The following is a 17,831-nucleotide window of genomic DNA, read 5'->3' on the forward strand; positions in this document are numbered from 1 at the left end:
TCATGCTGCATGATTCCTGTTTTGCCTTGATTCTTGCTCACTTTCGCAGTCTGTTCACCGTTTCTTTGAAAGGCGGTTTGACAGGATAAAACCTCCGTCGAACGAAGATTTTGAACAGGCTCTCAGCTTCTACTATAAAACGTAACCAAACAATTGCTTTTATCTCAACAAACTTGCGAGGTCTTTATGAAACATCTCAAAACGTTTCTGATCTGGGGCATAGTGGTATTGGTCGGCCTGGCCTCCTTTACTACGCTTGCCATCCACAGGGGCGAGCAGGTGAGCGCGGTATGGATGGTGGTTGCCGCCATTTCCGTTTACTGTATCGCCTACCGCTTTTACAGCCTGTACATTGCCAAACAGGTGATGGCACTCGACCCCAACCGCTTAACCCCGGCCGAACGCCATAACGACGGTTTGGATTATGTGCCCACACACAAAGGCGTATTGTTCGGCCACCACTTTGCCGCCATTGCAGGCGCAGGCCCGTTGGTCGGCCCGGTGTTGGCAGCGCAAATGGGTTATTTGCCCGGCACGCTGTGGATTATTTTCGGCGTGGTTTTTGCCGGTGCCGTTCAAGATATGATGGTGCTGTTTGTTTCTATGCGCCGCGACGGTAAATCGTTGGGCGATATCGTCAAACAAGAGCTGGGCACTACCGCCGGTGTTATTGCTTCTATCGGTATTTTGATGATTATGGTCATCATCATGGCCGTGTTGGCATTGATTGTGGTTAAAGCACTGGTACACAGCCCGTGGGGTACGTTCACCATTGCCGCCACCATGCCGATTGCACTGTTTATGGGCATCTATACCCGTTATATCCGTCCCGGCAAAATCGGTGAAATTTCCATCGTCGGCTTTATTCTGCTGATGTTGGCCATCATTTACGGTGAGAATGTTGCACAAAGCTCGTTTGCACACTACTTTGATTTAGACGGCATCCAGCTGACTTGGGCAATTATGATCTACGGCTTCGTGGCCGCAGTATTGCCCGTATGGCTGCTGTTGACTCCGCGCGATTATCTTTCAACCTTCCTGAAAATCGGTACCATCATTGCCTTGGCTATCGGCATTCTGATTGTCAGCCCCGCTCTGCAAATGCCCGCTGTTACCCGATTTATCGACGGCACCGGCCCCGTATTCTCAGGCAGCTTGTTCCCCTTCTTGTTCATCACCATTGCCTGCGGTGCGGTTTCAGGCTTCCATGCCCTGATTTCTTCAGGTACCACGCCGAAAATGGTGGAAAACGAAACCCACGTACGCATGATCGGCTACGGCGGCATGCTGATGGAAAGCTTTGTGGCCATTATGGCTTTGGCGGCCGCCGCATCACTTGATCCCGGCGTGTACTTTGCCATGAACAGCCCCACTGCCCTTATCGGCACCGACGCTGCTCAAGCCGCACAAGTGATTACTAACCAACTGGGCTTCCCCGTTACTGCCGACACTTTATTGCACACGGCTAAAGAAGTAGGTGAAAACACCATTCTGTCGCGTGCCGGTGGCGCACCGACTTTGGCCGTAGGTATGGCACACATCATGAGCCAACTGATTCCCGGCGAAGCCATGATGGCGTTCTGGTATCACTTCGCTCTCTTGTTTGAAGCGCTTTTCATTCTGACCGCGGTGGACGCAGGTACCCGCGTTGCCCGCTTTATGATCCAAGATTTGGGCAGCGTATTCTACAAACCTTTCGGCAACACCGATTCGCTTCCCGCCAACCTGTTTGCGACTTTCTTGGCTGTTACTTTCTGGGGCTACTTCCTTTATACCGGCGTAACCGATCCGCTGGGCGGTATCAACTCACTCTGGCCTTTGTTCGGTATCGCCAACCAAATGCTGGCCGGTGTAGCCCTGATTATGTGTTCCGTGGTGCTCGTGAAAATGAAACGCGAACGTTATGTATGGGTTCCGCTTGTTCCTGCGGTATTGGTTTTATTCGTAACCTGCTATGCCGGTTTGCAAAAACTGTTCCACAGCGACCCCAGAATCAGCTTCTTGGCACATGCCGCTAAATTCAACGATGCGGCGGCACGCGGTGAAGTTTTGGCTCCGGCTAAAGACTTAGAGCAAATGAGCCGTATCGCATTTAACGACTATGTTAACTCTGGTTTAACCATCTTGTTCCTTTCCATCGTCGTTATCGTAGCCATATACGGATTGCGGGTTGCCTTGAAAGCGCGTAAAGTAGCATGGCCTACTGCCAAAGAAGTGCCTGCGGTTTACCGTAACGAGGTTCAAAGTAATGAGTCATAATTTATTGCAATTCATCAAACGCGCATGGAAAACAGCACGCCTGACCGGCAGCCTGATGGTTGGCGTACCCGACTATGAAAACTATGTTGCCCGTCAACGCAAACACAACCCTAATGCGCCGGTGATGACGAAATTGCAATTTCAGGATTACTGCAGCAAGCGCCGCAGCGGAAGCAATGGCGGACGATGCTGTTAGTTCATCATCTGAAAACATCCTGAAAGAAAAACTCCCGCCGATGAAGGCGGGAGTTTTTTCAGACGGCCTCCATCCAGCCAAAATAAATTTCATTACAATTCATATTATTAATCTATTTTCATATAAACGGATTAAAAATATATTGACGATTATAAAAACCAAGCTATAATGTCGACTTCTTCCCCGATAGCTCAGTCGGTAGAGCGACGGACTGTTAATCCGCAGGTCCCTGGTTCGAGCCCAGGTCGGGGAGCCAAATAAATCAACAAGATAGGCCGCAAGCAATTGCGGCCTATCTTGTTTTTAGACGGTTTGATAGACGGTCTCAAATTTTACAAAACTTTTAAAATACCTTTGTTACACAATCAAAAATATCTACCGTCTTATTAGTTTAATGCTCTTTTCTCATCGAACCTAAAAATTAAGAAACTTATTCCATAAGAAACCCATTGCACGAGCAATTTACATATGACAAAAGGCCGAGACCTTTGCAAAATAGCCCCTTTACCCAACAGCCGAAACCCAAACACAGGATTTCGGCTGTTTTCCGTTCTAAATATCCCCTTTATTCTTCTCAAATACCCGATAATCGGGTATCTGAGCTGCCTTTCAGATGGCAACAGGCGCACGTAGCCTGTTGGCTGCTTTCAACAGGTTCAAACACATCGCCTTCAGATGGCTTTGCGCACTCACTTTGCTCAGGCCAAAATAAGTTGCCCGGGCATGGCAGAATTTACGGTGCAGCGTACCAAAGCTTTGTTCGACCACATAACGGGTTTTCGATAAGTGTCGGTTACGTTTGGTTTGCGCTTCCGTTAGCGGCCGGTTGCGGTGGGATTTGCACATGATGCCGTCCCGCAACTGATGTTCTTCCAGATGTTGCCGGTTTTCCATACTGTCGTAGCCTTTATCGGCATAGACAGTCGTGCCTTTGGCTAGGCCTTCCAACAAAGGCAGCAGGTGTTTGTACTCATGGGCATTGGCGGCAGTGATGTGCAGTTTCTCAATATAGCCTTCCGCATCGGTACGGGTATGTTGTTTGTAACCCAGATGGAAGCGGCCGTCTTTCTTTACCCAACGGGCATCGCTGTCTTTACTCGGTGTGGTTTGGCTGTTGACCCGCCCTTCGTCATCCACTTCTGTGGCCTGACGCTGTTTGCCGCCGGCCGTCTGAATAATGGTGGCGTCAACGATGGCGGCGGATGCTTTCTCTACTTTTAAACCCTTGTCAGTCAGTTGGCGGTTAATCAGATCCAGTAATTCGGCCAAGGTGTTGTCTTGCGCCAGCCAGTTGCGGAAACGGCAGAGGGTGCTGTGGTCGGGAATGCAAAAGTTGTCAAAGCGGCAGAAGAGTTGAAAATCGATACGGGTGATGAGGCTGTATTCGAGTTCAGGGTCGGAAAGGCTGTGCCATTGGCCGAGTAGAATGGCTTTGAACATGGATAGCAGGGGATAGGCGGGACGGCCGCGGTGGTCTCGAAGGTAGCGGGTTCTTTGATGGTTGAGGTAATGTTCGATCGGTTGCCAATCAATCACCTGCTCCAACTTCAACAGGGGGAAGCGGCCGATGTGTTTGGCAATCATGGCTTGTGCGGTTTGCTGAAAGAAGGTGCTCATGAAAAATCCCCTAAATGTCTTGGTAGGGAATTTAGGGGATTGTGGGGAATTTTGCAAAGGTCTCGGCCGTCTGAAATTTCAGACGGCCTTTTGTCATATGTAAATAGAAAATAAATATCTATTCTGCTATATTGCCAAAGCATATATCTTGAATTCCGATACTTTGACACACCGCTTTTGGAACACTCGCGATGACCCAAACCCAATCCTACCGCCTCACCTTCTCCCGCTTCAGTCCCTCCCTCTCCGTCGCCTCCTTCACCGCCGCCGAAGCCTTAAACACAGCCTACCGCCTCGACATCGAACTCACTTCTGTTGATTCTGATTTACCGCTGTCGTCATACATTAATCAGGCGGTCAAGTTTACGGTAACACCGGTAAGCTCTGATGCGTTGGGATTGATCGAAGGGATGATCGCGCCCCAAGCGTTGAAGGAATGGAGCGGTATCATCACTTCGTGTGAGAAGCTGTTGGTATCGGCCGACGAAACCCGTTACCGCATGGTATTGGAACCCCGTATCGCCGCATTGAAGCATCATCGCACTTCGCGGCTGTTTCAAAACCAAAACGTTCCCGACATTATTGCTTCATTACTGAAACACCACGGCTTCTCCGGCGTCGATTTCCGCTTTAACACTTCCCGCGAATACGGTGTGCGCGAGTATGTGACCCAGTATCAGGAAAGCGACTTCGCCTTTATCAACCGGCTGTGCGAAGAAGAAGGCATTTGGTATGCCTTCGAGCAGAACGCCCAATATGGCGAGGTGGCGGTATTCGGCGACGATGCCGCCCATTATTTTCGCGACAACCGTCATCTGTATCCCTACCGCCCTCATGGTGGGTTGGAGAGCGTCGGTGAAGAAGCGGTGTTCGCCTTACAGGTGAAACACAACCCGATTCTCGAATCCATCCGCGTCGGCGACTACAACTACCGCGATGCCGATACCGATTTGTCGTCCCAAGTAACAGCTAAAGATAAGGAAAGCGACAGCAGCGTCTTACTCGGCAGCGACAGCCATTGGGGTTTGCATCAAAAGACCCCCGAGGAAGCGCAACTTCAGACGGCCTTACTGCAACAGCTCAACCACAGCCGCCGTATTGTTGCCTCCGGCAGCGGCAACATTACCGCCCTCAGCCCCGGCCAAGTGTTTCAGACGGCCCCGAGCTTCAGCGAAGCGCCCAACGGCTGGCTGGTGGTGTCGCTCACCCATAGGGGCAGCCGCGGTCAAGCGTACAGCCACAGTTTTACCGCCATCCCCGCCGACAGCATCTTCCGCCCCGAACGCATCACCCCGCTGCCTAAGATACAGGGCAGCCTACCCGCCAGAGTCACCAGCCCCGGCAACTACACCTACGCCTATATCGACAACATGGGGCGCTATCGCGTCAAACTGCCGTTCGACCTCGACGAATGGAGCCCGGGCGGGGAAAGCCGCCCCATCCGCCTAGCCAAACCCTATGCCGGCCCCGACTACGGCCAACACTTCCCCTTACACGAAGGCACCGAAGTGATGCTGTCGTTTGTACAGGGTAATCCCGACAGGCCTTACATCAGCGGGGTAATGCACGACAGTTCCCACCCCGACCACGTTCCCGCAGACTGGAACACCCGCAACGTTATCCGCACCTGGGCGAACAACAAACTGCGGATGGAAGACAAACAGGGTCAGGAACACATCAAACTGGCGACCGAATACGGCAAAACCCAACTCAACCTCGGTCATATCGTCGACAGCGAACGAAAGCTCCGAGGTGATGATGGACAAGGCTTTGAGCTGCGTACTGACCATTGGGGTTCTGTACGCGCAGGCAAAGGCTTATTTCTATCAGCCAACGCCCAAAGTGCTGCTAATGGTGAAGTTTTAGATATGGAAGCAACTATCCAACAATTAAAAGAAGCGTTGGATATGGCACAGGGTTTAGCTAAAGCAGCCAAACGTGCGGAAACCCCATTAGGTGATCAAGATGTAAATAGCGGTAGTAAAGATTTAATGGATCAAGGCGGCCAATACGGCAGCAGCAGTCTGAGTGAACTTGATGCTAAAGGTTTGAAAAATGCCGGCCTGATTGCCAGTGCGCCAGCTGGTATCGTATTGAGCACACCAAAGCACATTCAAATCAGTGCTACTGAAAATATTCTTCATACCGCTGGCAACAATATCCACAACAGTGTCTTCAAGAAATTCACTGTTGCAGCTGGCGAATTGATCAGCTTTTTTGCCCAAACCCTAGGCATCAAAATGGTTGCGTCCAAAGGAGACATAACGCTACAGGCACAACAAGATAATATTACGGTCGCAGCAGCCAAAGATATCCGCATCGATAGCGTAAACGGTGAAATAACTATTTCCGCCTCTAAAAAGCTAACATTAGTGTGTGATGGTTCTTATATTACTTTAGGTGGCGGCAATGTCGAGATTGGCACACCTGGGCAAATCATCAATAAATCTTCTGGCTGGCAAAGTACTGGCCCCTCTAGTAAATCTGTAAAAGGTACCATGCCGAAAGTAGCTAAAGGCCAACTAGAGCTGCTTCATTACTATGCAACGCAAAAGAAAGACGGTGTAGCTGGAGGTGAATACACTGTTATCGATAGTTCCGGGCAAGTACGTAAAGGTATTTTAGATAGTAATGGTTATGCAGTTGTGAGCGGACTGGCTGAAGGTGCTGCGAAGGTAGTATTTAGTAAAGATCCGAGAGATGGCCATAGTGATAAAGATATTATCGAAGATGCTTTTAGAGTCTTACCAATTGGAAAACAAACTACTTCAGATAAAAATCAAATTGCACAATTTGAAATCGCCAAAAAAGAAGTAGACACACTTTTAGCAGATACCAAAAATTTGGTCTCACAAGCACAAGCATTAAAGCAAGTTTCCGACAACATAAAATCCCGATCTTATAAAGATTTAGCTAAAAGCTTGTCCATAAATCAACAGCTTGTTTTAACTGAAAAGATTACATCTAATATCAAAAAGAAATAATCGGAAGTTAAATAATTTTTTACAACTATATCAGTTTGAATTTTAAAGAGTAACATCAAAATGGCTCCTCAAACCACACCATATAAAAAAGTTGCAGTTGGCCCTAAAAATACTTTCACCAAGGATGCCCAAAGAGGAGCTTCTAAATTTGATAGGTGGCTCAGAAATATTTCAGACGGCTATGTAACTTTAGATAGGCTGGCAATGGCTGCCGGAGCAATACCTGTTATCGGCAATGCAATGGCTGTTGTTGATACCATGCTTGCTATTAAAGATATGGCCAGCAAAAAAAATACCGATATGTTCGACTGGATGAATTTGGCCATCAATGTTATCGGGATCATTCCAGGAACTGGTAATGCAGCAAGGACTACGTTACGTCCTACATTACTTTTAGTACGTGAACAAGCGTTGCGGCACAAAGGACTTTTGACTGAAGCAGCTGTTACAGCAATCGCCAATCATATTTTGGCAGGGCACAAGGGAGACGTTGAAAAATATGTAGCGGCTATTCAACGACAAATGAATGGCATGCTAAAAGAAGTTAGTCGGCATGCTCAGCGAACCTTATTATCTAGTGCGGATGCCTTAACAAAAATATCCTCAGGTAAAGTTTTTGACACTCGCACACTACATCGAAAATCAAGTGAGGCTTATAACAAAGGAACTGTATGGACTGAACAGGGCCGCAATCTATATCGTGTAGCAGCGGGATATAAAACTGAAGCTGTTGCGAAAGATGTAGCAAATGCAGCTGTTGCCAAGTTGGTTCCCCCGCAAATCAAAACCAAATTGTCTGTAATTGCTGCTCAATTGCATGGATATAGAAATACAGTAGATGCTCGGATTATGGGACTGGCAGGAGGATTATTAAAATTATTAAACCTGCTTTTATCTGCCCTAAAAAAACGCAAAAACATCAGCCGCCCAGCCGCTATTCCTGGTAAAAGCCAAAAAACCAACCAAAATGCTCGTCTGGATGCGTCCACTCAGCAAAGTAAAAGTAAAAATAAGCCTTCTGACTGCAAAAGCTGCGGTACCGGCGCTTCTAGAAAATCTATCGATTTTGCTACTGGACAAGAAACATTTACCCATATAGATTTTTCCCTGCCAGGTATTATGCCGATCAGCTGGACCCGCACTTACTGCTCAGGATTAATCACCTATGAGCGGGGTGAATTGGGGGCACGCTGGATCACTCCCTATACTGCACGCATAGGCATCCGTAAACGAGAGTTGTTATACCACACCTCTGACGGTCGAGCTGTACCTTTTCCATTATTGGAACCCGGTAGAGCTTATCATCATCCCATAGAAGATTTTACGTTGATGCGTGTCAGTGAGGACATTCTGACCCTTAACGTTGGCAAAGATTTGCTTGAAATTTATGAGCGTTATGGGGATGTTTTTCGTTTATTAACTATTAAAGACCGTAATGGTAATGTACTTGGCTTTCATTATTCAGGCCATCTTTTGGTTGGGATTAATGACACCAATAATAACTTGGTGGTTATCCACTATAACGAGCAGAATAAAATCAGCCGTATTGAATTGGCCGGAGACAATGCCCGTTTGCTGGTAGCCTACGAATATGATCATTTTGGAAATCTTATCAAGGCCACTGATGAGGCAGGAGACGTTTACGAATATGCTTACCAAGACCACTTGATTACACGTTATACGGACCGTACAGGAAGAGGTATCAACCTTGAATGGCAGGGACGTCGCCATTGGGCTAAATGTATTCGAGAATATGCTGATGACGGTAGCGGAGAATTAACGTTGCAATGGGATGAGAATATCCGTGAAACGATTGTAACTGATGCTTACGGCTACAAAACCAGTTATCTGTATGATGCAGAAAATTATACTTACCGGATTATTTATCCCGACCATACTGAAGAATGGTTTTTCCGCGATGAGCGTAAAAACATTACGACTCATATTCATCCTGACGGTAGCGAAGACAACTACACCTACGACGACAAAGACAATCTGCTCGAGCATATCCGAGCCGACGGCAGTGTCGTTTCTTTCGAATACGACGCTGACAATAATCTGACTGCCATTACTGACCCTCATAACCAACGCTGGCTGCGCGAATATGACAGTAACGGCAATATGGTGAGGGAAACTGATCCCGAATTTAACGAAACTCGTTATGTTTATGATGAGCGTGGTTTGCCTGTACGGATTACGGATGCCAAAGGCGGCGTTAAAACCCTAAGCTGGACAGCCGATGGACAAATTAGCAGCCATACCGATTGTTCCGGCTACACTTCACATTGGGCCTATGACGACAGAGGCCGTCTGACATCGCAAACCGATGCAGAAGGCCATACTACACGCTATACCTATGACCTACGCGGTCAATTACAAACGCTTAGCCAAGCAGACGGCACCCAGGAGCACTACCAATATGATCCCGAAGGCCGCCTACTAGAATATACCGACCCACTGGCACAATCCACCCGCTACACTTACGATCGTGCCGGTCGCGTCTTTATCCGAACCGATGCGGCAGACAACCGTGTCCAATACCGCTACGATCTCAACAGCCGGCTTACCGGTTTGGTGGATGCAAATGGTGCCGTTTACGGCTTCCGTTACAATAGTGTCGGTGCATTGTTGGAAGAAACCGGCTTTGACGGCAAAACTACCAGCTACCACTATACCGAAGGCAGTGGTGTCCTCCGTGAAATTCATGAAGCGGATACCATTACAGCCATTAACTACGATGCGGCCGGTCGCATCGAAAGCCGCAGCATCTTGATAAACAATACAGAAGGAGAAGCCCGGGAAGCCGACAAAGAAAATTACAGCTACGATGCCGCTGGTCGCCTCGTCGAGGCGCGTAACAATCATAGCCATTACCAGTATTTTTACGACACCCTCGGCAACCTAGTAAAGGAATACCAGCATTACAGGCTTGGTAACAGTCGCCGTAGTTATGTGTGGCGACACAACTATGATGAATTGGGCAACCGTATCGAAACCATCCGACCCGATGGCCAACGAATCGGAATGATGCGCTATGGCAGCGGTCATGTGCACGGCCTCACCCTCAACCAACGGGAAATTACCGCCTACCAACGTGATCGGCTGCACCGCGAAACCGAACGCACCCTTGGCAACAAAACCGCTCAACATACCCGCTACGACCCTCTCGGCAGAATTTTGCAACAAAGCAGTAACGGTAGCATCCGTAATTACCGTTACGATAAAGCTGGTCAGCTTATTGACATTCAAACCCCTAAAGGCAGCATTCAATACCACTACGACCCGGTTGGCCGTCTGATTGCCGCCATTACCCCCAACAACCAAGAAATCTTCGCCTTTGATCCAGCCGGAAATCGCTTAGATACGTACAAACCGGCAGATAAAGCGGCGGAATATCCTGTATTAAACAAAGTGTGGGGAAATCTGCTGAAAGAATACGCCGGAACACATTACCAATATGATGTTAAAGGCAATTTGATTGAAAAAACCAACAACGGCAACACCTCCCGCTACACATGGAACGGTTACAATCAGCTTATCAAACTGGAAAATCAGACAGGCATAACAGAGTATCGCTATGATGCCTTAGGCAGAAGAATTGCCAAAACGCACAACGGAAACACTACTGTTTACTTGTGGCAGGAAGATACGCTGGCAGTAGAAACTAATGGAGACAGCAGCATCCACTATATCTTTGAGCCCGATACCTTCGAACCTGTGGCTCAGTTTCAGACGGCCTCGGTAAGTGGCATCCCCAGCCCAAGCAGAGTGGTATTGCCCTACTCATATGATCCGGAAGCAGATCCACTTCTCAAAGAACCAAAACAGCCAGACACCCAACCCGACCTCATCTACTATCGCCTAGATCACCTAGGCACACCGATAGCGGCGACTGATGAAAAAGGCAAAACCGTTTGGGAAGCCACATACAAAGCTTGGGGAGAAATTGAGCACGAAAATATTTCAGACGGCCTCAGTATCAACATTCCATTCCGCTTTCAGGGGCAGTATTACGATAAGGAAAGCGGACTACATTACAATAGGTTCAGGTATTATGACCCTAGTGTCGGACGATTCATCAGTCAGGATCCAATTGGGTTGTGGGGTGGAGATAATTTGTATGCTTATGTAGATAATCCAACAGGCTGGATTGATCCATGGGGGCTGCGACCTACCAATAGCGGAAGAATGCCAAGTCATAAGGTAATGCCTTCTAAGCCAGGCTATCAGCGGCAACATATTATCCCATATAGTTTAAAAGATCATGAGGTATTTTTAAAATCGGGAATGAATATTAATTCAGCTTCCAATTTGATGTATATGCCCATTTGCGAAGGAATTGATAGAAATCCAAATTTAGGACTACATCGTGGATGGACTCAAGAACATGCACAATACAATGCAAAAGTTGCAGCTAAATTAGATGCTATCCAAGCAAGATCAAAATCAGACGCAAAAGCTAATAAAAAATGGGATTATAGAAACTATCAGCAAGAGGTTCAAAAATTACAAAGGGAACTAAGACTTGGTACTCAAACAGGTAAATATACTTGCGCATCACCTTTAAACCGTAAGAAAAAATAGGAGCAGATAATATGCAACTCTATACAATTTTTCCCCCTAAAAACATTAATGTTGATTTTTCTTTTAATTTGAAAGGTAATAACAAGGATAGTATCTTAGACTATTTCAAATTCAATGATGATGATATTTTCTTGCAAAAACCTCGTATAAATCTAACATACGACAATGAGTTTGAAACTCAAATTACTACAATTTTAAACGCGGACTTTTATTTTTCATCCTCTGGTATTTTATTGTTTTCAAGAAATTTTTTTGAAATAGCACATGATAAATTGAAAGAAGATGCCTTATTTTTCCCATGCCTAATTAATAACACTCCATCTGATATATATGCTTTATATATAAAAAATAGCATTAGTTTTTTAAATAATAAATCTTTAGATTGTTATAAAGATATGTCTTCAAAATATATATTTAGAGATGAAAAAAAACCATATATATATGGAGTTACTGATAAATTTAAAGAAATGGTCATAGAAAATAATTTAAAGATGCAATTTCTGGAACTATACGACAAAGATAATTCAGGGAATCTTTACTTCACTTTGAATTAGTTTTGATTTTTCCTATCCAATTAACTATACATAACAAACTAAGCGCCTAAAACTTAAATATTTTTTTATTCTTCTGATAATTGTTTAAGTATTAAGCCATGAAATCATATACCTAAGTGAATCAGACAGAAATAACCGAATATCACAGAGATGCCTTAAGCAAAAAGATTGCCCCCGTTTTACTTGTAACAATGAAATTAATGAGGAGTACAACCACTTGTACTATTTCTTATTGTAAGTAAAGTAATTGTTCAACTATTTCTAAAGAAGCTTGTACTAAACAAAAGGATCAGCTGATTGTCCTACAAAAATCTTTAGGAAGGATGTTAAATAAAGGGGGCCAATTATGCGTAAATCTGATGCAACTGATGAACAATGGAAAGCAATTTTAAAAGAATACTGAAATGATGCTAGATAGTTTAAAAATTAAGTTTGAAGCTCAAAAAAAGAATTTATTTGAAATTTTAAAAAATCCAAATTTCTTTTGTGGAGGATTTAATTTGTCAAATTATTCCATTACTTTTAATAAAAATGAAGCACAGGACTTATACGAAACACAAGATCCTGATTACGCAATTTATAGTAGTTATCCTGATTTACTAGAAGATAGAACTCCGTTAACTTATTTATTTGAGGGAATGAGCGTCGAAGAAGAGGAAAAAGCAGAATATTTATGGAAGGATTATAAAAAAGAATTATGGGATTTAATTATTCTCCAACAGAAAGAAAAAAAAGATTTATTTCCTGATGAGTTTACTGATTTTGTTTATAATGATTTTTTAACTTTTGCTGCATACCGCATATTTTCTCAACAAAAAGATGAATTCATTGAACAACAAATAGAAGTTTATCAAAATGGAGGTTTTCCCTGCGGTTGGAAAGGAGAATATCCCAACGGAGAAATGGTCGTTTATTCTCCTAAATAAATAATTCAAATGTAATGAAAATTCACAAGTAAACATTAAACAATTCTGCCTGAAAAAATTTAGTTGATCAATTTTCCAGCCTGTAGCTCTACTTTCAGATGGCCGTGGTAAGCTTTATGCCTAGCTCGATCAGGATTGTCTGTCCTTACTTGTAGCTTAAGGACAGACCTATATCTCAAAGAGTCAAAGTAGCTAAGGTACGACCTAATCTCATTCACTATTAGTATTGGTTCAATTAAAAAACTGCCTACTCTAAATACCCAATTAGAATAGCTAACAAGCATTAATTAAATAGTTTAATAATATGAATAATAATCTACAAGTTTTTATGAACCAGAAAAAAATAGCGATAGATAATAGTATAGTTATTGATTTCACAGATGATTGCCATAAACAATTAAAGGATTTTTTTGATCTTTCTAATAATAGCTATGTGTTGAGGCATGAAATTACATATCTGAGTGAAAAAGCAGATGTAGCGATAAATATTTCTCAGCAAATAGAAATTTATATTTTATTTAAAGATTTTGTTTATTTAGATAACGATATACTTAGCTCAAAAATTGTTCGTAGGTTTATTAAAAAATATCCTACTCTAGCTTCGAGTTATGAGCTTATTAGCCCAATGAAATTGGACTTTAAAAATTTAAATATTGTATGGGATTCTTTAAGTTTCATTTACGATGCTAAACAAGCTGCAATAACTCTTTTAATTACAGCATCAATTTAGGTAGGCATTTGTCAAAAATAGGAATAAAAGTAGAAAGATCGTGAGCAATTCTTTTATTAGAACGCTATTATTTATCGATTAATTATAAAGCAACATGACTCAATAGGAGTTTACTCATATGCAGTGGAATATTCCCGATATTCCGGAGATTCCGAAGCCTCAAAAGTACAAATGGAATACTTTACCTATTTGGTTGATGGTTTTAGTGTTCTTATATTTAATAATTACACCAACTTTATGGCTAATGTGGGGTAATACTGCACATTCTGTATGGTTTTGGGGAATCGTATTCTTTTTGCCTTTACTTATCTGTGCATTAGCTCGTTTTTTAGTGTTTTCGTGGGAAATGAATAACGAGCAACGTTTCTTAGCATGGGAAAAAGAAAAAAACAACATCCGGCAACGCTGGGGAACTTGGGCTCAAAAGCGTATTGCAATATTGGCATCAGGTTTTTACCTTCCTGAAGGTTTGAGCCGGGAGGCGCTGATCACTAAAAAACAGGACATCCCTGCTATATTCGCCCGGAAAGAGGGAACTACTGATACAGAACTGAATATTTATGCTTTATTTGTGTCAGATATTTTTAAGTTGATTGAGTCTACCGGTCACAATCATATTATGGTTTATTTGACTGGTAATGCTTCGTATGACCAAGAGGTTCAAGTTAGTAAGATTAAAACAGCCGCCAGTGATTTAGGTGAGGACTGTGCCCGCTGGACATTTGCTTCAATAGATAACTCTTTAAATAAAATTAATGATTGGTTCAAAAAACGCCCAGAGGGTTTGCAAATTGTATTTTCGGTCGCTATGAACCATGAAGATTCTATGCTGTTCACCGAAAATGCTTGCTGGGTTGCTTTTACTTCTTCTGAAGAGATTAGCCAATTTAATTGGGAAGTCAAATGGTGGTTTCAAAGACCCACAAATATAGATTTTTCTAATATAGAAAATGCAGATAAAGCAGTTAGGCACTTTACTGAATTTGGCCTGGCCAATAGGAAAATAGACGCTTTATGGAATGCCGGTTTAAATTCTAAAGATATTTTGGAATTAAGAAAATTATTTGGTCAGACATTAAATAGCCAATATTTTGCATCTAATTTTATTGAATGTATGGCAAATAATAACCTATGTGGGATTCCTCCCAATATTGCATGGCTAATTTTAGCCTTGATGATAGATTCAAGCGCTTCTCAAAAAGAACAGTTACTAGCATGGCAAAAAGAAGGAAACGTATTCTTGGGTGGATTGCAAGTCAATACCATTTTGTACAATGAATAAGCGGTTCAGATTGGGCCTCTTTTACCCGTTCCAAACTTATATTCTGTACATTTCAAATATTAATTTATTGGAAATACTCTTTTATTAAAAGATATGAGCTTTACCTATTAATCCTATCTGAAAATTCTTAATGATTGAATTATGCAGCAACCTTTCCACTATAGTGAGCTATATATATGGAACTTAAAATCCCATATATATAGCATCACATGCGTTAACGCTTTTTTAGTATCCGCGTCTATAAATATCCCAATTCTCAAACCAATTGGTTCATCCTATCTTAGATATCTCCGCCAACTTCTTTGTATTTATCGACAAATGCACTGATTTTCTGAAAAACTCTTTGCTTCTTAGTAAGGTATTGGGGATTTAAAGGACTCATTTTCGGCAAAATCTTATTGAGATCAGCGCCATTTTCACTCGCATATCCCCTCTTCAACGAAACGGTAATATAACGCTTGGTCGCTTCCTCATTTAAGTCTTCCGAAACAATTAATTCACCGGCTTCACGACGTTGCTCGCCTTGTGCAAATTGTAAAAAAGCATTGGCAACACCGTCCTTATCAGGAATATTGCCTAAATTTGTTTGATTAATAAAATCAACTAATAAAGTTTCTTTAGGGCGATTGTTCAGGCTAGCCCGGGTAATACGGATGATCTCTTCAACCAGCTCTGATTTATTCTTGACTTTTTGATTGTGTTCAAAAATCAGATCTAGAATATAGTCCAAATCAATTTCTTGCGATTTTAATAAATCGACTTCAAAAACCACATCATCACGGAAGGTAACAATATTGCCAAAGGTTTTGGTGGCATCGTAAATGCGGTTGGTGCGTGAATAAGCTTGCAGCAAACCGTGATAGCGCAGGTTTTTATCCACAAACAAAGTGTTTAGCGTAGGGGCATCGAAACCTGTTAGAAACATACCCACCACAATTAATAAATCTACTTCCTGATTTTTAACGCGCAAGGAAAGATCGCGGTAGTAGTTTTGAAACGCTTTGCTTTCTACGCTGAAATTGGTTTTGAAAGTGGCGTTATAATCATTAATTGCATAGCTTAAAAATTCTTTTGCGCTGGCACTCATGGCTGAAGGTTCAAAACTTTCATCCGGAATGTCGCCTATTGCATCTTGCTCTTCGTTGGCTGTAAAAGAAAAAATCGTTGCAATGGTTAGTGGCTTTGAATGCTCTTTTTGCAGATTTTTAAGGGTAAGCGGATTAAATGGTTGATCTTACCTTTGCATGAGAGTGAGACAGACCGGCATCTCATCGGATTATCTGGTTGATGCTTCACCTACTGCTGGTGCATGTTTCCTTCGCTAATTCCAGCAAGAACCCCACACGCCTCAACTTCCCGGTCATCGTTGCAACTCGCTCTCAGTGAAACGAGTTGTTTCTCAAGCGCTTGCAGAGCGGTTATCTGCGACCGCACATGAGAGATGTGATCATCGAGCAAGGTGTTGACGGCGGTACAAGGCTGATGAGGGTCGTCCTGATAGCTCTGTAGTTCGTGAATCTCAGCCAGTGACAGGCCCAGGATTCTGCAGCGACGGATGAAGGCCAGCCCCTCACCATGCTTCTCGGTATAGACACGGTAACCGTTGTCCTGCCGATCAGGCGGCGGCAACAAGCCCTGCTGTTCATAGAAGCGGATCGTCTGTGTTTCGACCCCTACCAACTGCGCCAACTGACCAATGCGCATCAGCCTCCTCCCCAACGGATTCTTTACTCTATTGACCTTATAGTAGCTTTATAGTTTAAAATGGTACCACAACATTGTTCAAGTGGAGTCGTATCATGAGCAAATCCTGTGGTGGCGCCTGTGGCGGTGATGCAACGTCCGCAGCGGATACCGATATACAGGCCTCCTCCGAGGCGCCAGGGAGATGGGTCAGTGTTTATGCCGTGCCGAAGATGGACTGTCCATCAGAAGAACGAATGATTCGCCTAGCCCTGAACGGCTTTGAGGAGATTCGGGCGCTGTCCTTCGACTTGTCGAACCGCCGGCTGAAGGTCGTGCATGACGGCGAGGTCGAGCCCGTCACCTCGAAACTGAAGACCTTGGGGCTAGGCGCCTCGCTTCAGGAAACCGTCGCTGCAAATCCGGAGACCATCAAGGCCGCCGAGTTTTCGGCAGCTTCTGCTAAGCAAGAATCCGGGACCCTGCGCTGGTTGCTCGGCATCAATGCACTTCTGTTCGTGGTGGAAATGACTGCCGGTCTGATCGCCCGGTCCACCGGCCTGATTGGAGAATCCCTGGACAATTTTGCCGATGCGGCGGTGTACGGGCTTGCCCTTTATGCGGTTGGACATAGCGTGAAAATGCAGGTACGTGCCGCGCATCTTGCTGGTGTACTGCAACTGATCTTGGCTGTGGGCGTGCTCGTAGAGGTGGTGAGACGCTTTGTATTCGGTAGTGAGCCTGAATCGCTGGTGATGATGGCTATCGCATTCGTCGCATTGATTGCCAATACCAGTTGTCTGCTGCTCATATCCAAACATCGGGAAGGTGGGGCGCACATGAAGGCAAGCTGGATATTCTCGGCCAACGACGTGGTGATCAACCTGGGGGTCATCACCGCCGGCGCCCTGGTCGCGTGGACCGGTTCCAATTATCCGGATCTGATTATCGGCACCATCGCGGGGGGCATTGTACTTAACGGTGCCAGACGCATTTTGGCGTTGAAGGGTTAAATA

General features: G+C 44.3%; 11 protein-coding genes, 1 tRNA gene and 1 pseudogene. 10 read left to right on the forward strand and 3 right to left on the reverse strand.

Features of this window, described 5'->3' with window-relative positions; translation table 11 throughout:
- Positions 1-186: 186 nt before the first annotated feature.
- The 3 genes from LVJ88_RS05610 to LVJ88_RS05620 all read left to right on the forward strand — a co-directional run bounded on the left by LVJ88_RS05610 (position 187) and on the right by LVJ88_RS05620 (position 2,711).
- On the forward strand, positions 187-2,259 hold the full coding sequence (locus tag LVJ88_RS05610; protein WP_085356545.1) for a carbon starvation CstA family protein: 2,073 nt from the start codon (positions 187-189) through the stop codon (positions 2,257-2,259).
- Positions 2,249-2,455 carry a YbdD/YjiX family protein gene (locus LVJ88_RS05615; RefSeq protein WP_085356509.1) on the forward strand — a complete coding sequence of 69 codons (207 nt, stop codon included), beginning with the start codon at positions 2,249-2,251 and terminating at the stop codon, positions 2,453-2,455. Before LVJ88_RS05610 ends, LVJ88_RS05615 begins: the two co-directional genes overlap by 11 nt.
- Positions 2,456-2,635: 180 nt before the next feature.
- Positions 2,636-2,711 (forward strand) — tRNA-Asn (locus LVJ88_RS05620).
- 353 nt (positions 2,712-3,064) lie between these two features.
- On the opposite strand, the gene LVJ88_RS05625 is transcribed toward LVJ88_RS05620, so the two are convergent.
- Positions 3,065-4,072 (reverse strand): IS5 family transposase, encoded by a 1,008-nt coding sequence (locus LVJ88_RS05625; protein WP_085418960.1) that lies wholly within the window; start codon positions 4,070-4,072, stop codon positions 3,065-3,067.
- A 191-nt stretch (positions 4,073-4,263) separates the two neighbouring features.
- Here LVJ88_RS05625 and LVJ88_RS05630 point away from each other — a divergent pair, with 191 nt between their 5' ends.
- The 6 genes from LVJ88_RS05630 to LVJ88_RS05655 all read left to right on the forward strand — a co-directional run bounded on the left by LVJ88_RS05630 (position 4,264) and on the right by LVJ88_RS05655 (position 15,132).
- A complete protein-coding gene (locus LVJ88_RS05630) occupies positions 4,264-7,056 on the forward strand; it encodes a type VI secretion system Vgr family protein (RefSeq protein ID WP_244694188.1) in 2,793 nt (930 codons plus the stop codon).
- A gap of 60 nt (positions 7,057-7,116) precedes the next feature.
- Positions 7,117-11,640, forward strand: coding sequence for an RHS repeat-associated core domain-containing protein (locus LVJ88_RS05635; RefSeq protein WP_085418958.1), 4,524 nt, complete (start codon positions 7,117-7,119; stop codon positions 11,638-11,640).
- Positions 11,641-11,651: 11 nt separating this feature from the next.
- A complete protein-coding gene (locus tag LVJ88_RS05640) occupies positions 11,652-12,194 on the forward strand; it encodes a hypothetical protein (RefSeq protein WP_244694189.1) in 543 nt (180 codons plus the stop codon).
- Between the two features lie 404 nt (positions 12,195-12,598).
- Positions 12,599-13,120, forward strand: a complete 522-nt coding sequence (locus tag LVJ88_RS05645) for a hypothetical protein (protein ID WP_244694190.1) — start codon at positions 12,599-12,601, stop codon at positions 13,118-13,120.
- A 328-nt stretch (positions 13,121-13,448) separates the two neighbouring features.
- Positions 13,449-13,850, forward strand: a complete 402-nt coding sequence (locus LVJ88_RS05650) for a hypothetical protein (protein ID WP_143773661.1) — start codon at positions 13,449-13,451, stop codon at positions 13,848-13,850.
- Between the two features lie 118 nt (positions 13,851-13,968).
- Positions 13,969-15,132: a hypothetical protein gene (locus LVJ88_RS05655; protein ID WP_085418391.1), complete on the forward strand. Its 1,164-nt coding sequence runs from the start codon at positions 13,969-13,971 to the stop codon at positions 15,130-15,132.
- Between the two features lie 280 nt (positions 15,133-15,412).
- On the opposite strand, the pseudogene LVJ88_RS05660 reads toward LVJ88_RS05655, so the two are convergent.
- Positions 15,413-16,339 (reverse strand): annotated as a pseudogene (locus LVJ88_RS05660) (type I restriction endonuclease subunit R, EcoR124 family); the annotation flags it as partial.
- Positions 16,340-16,428: 89 nt separating this feature from the next.
- Positions 16,429-16,836 (reverse strand): Cd(II)/Pb(II)-responsive transcriptional regulator, encoded by a 408-nt coding sequence (cadR, locus tag LVJ88_RS05665; protein WP_007148576.1) that lies wholly within the window; start codon positions 16,834-16,836, stop codon positions 16,429-16,431.
- Between the two features lie 95 nt (positions 16,837-16,931).
- Here cadR and LVJ88_RS05670 point away from each other — a divergent pair, with 95 nt between their 5' ends.
- Positions 16,932-17,828: a cation efflux transmembrane domain-containing protein gene (locus LVJ88_RS05670; RefSeq protein ID WP_004364974.1), complete on the forward strand. Its 897-nt coding sequence runs from the start codon at positions 16,932-16,934 to the stop codon at positions 17,826-17,828.
- Positions 17,829-17,831 lie beyond the last annotated feature (3 nt).

Origin of the sequence: Neisseria dumasiana (genome assembly GCF_022870885.1) — a bacterium.
GTDB classification, from domain to species: domain Bacteria; phylum Pseudomonadota; class Gammaproteobacteria; order Burkholderiales; family Neisseriaceae; genus Neisseria; species Neisseria dumasiana.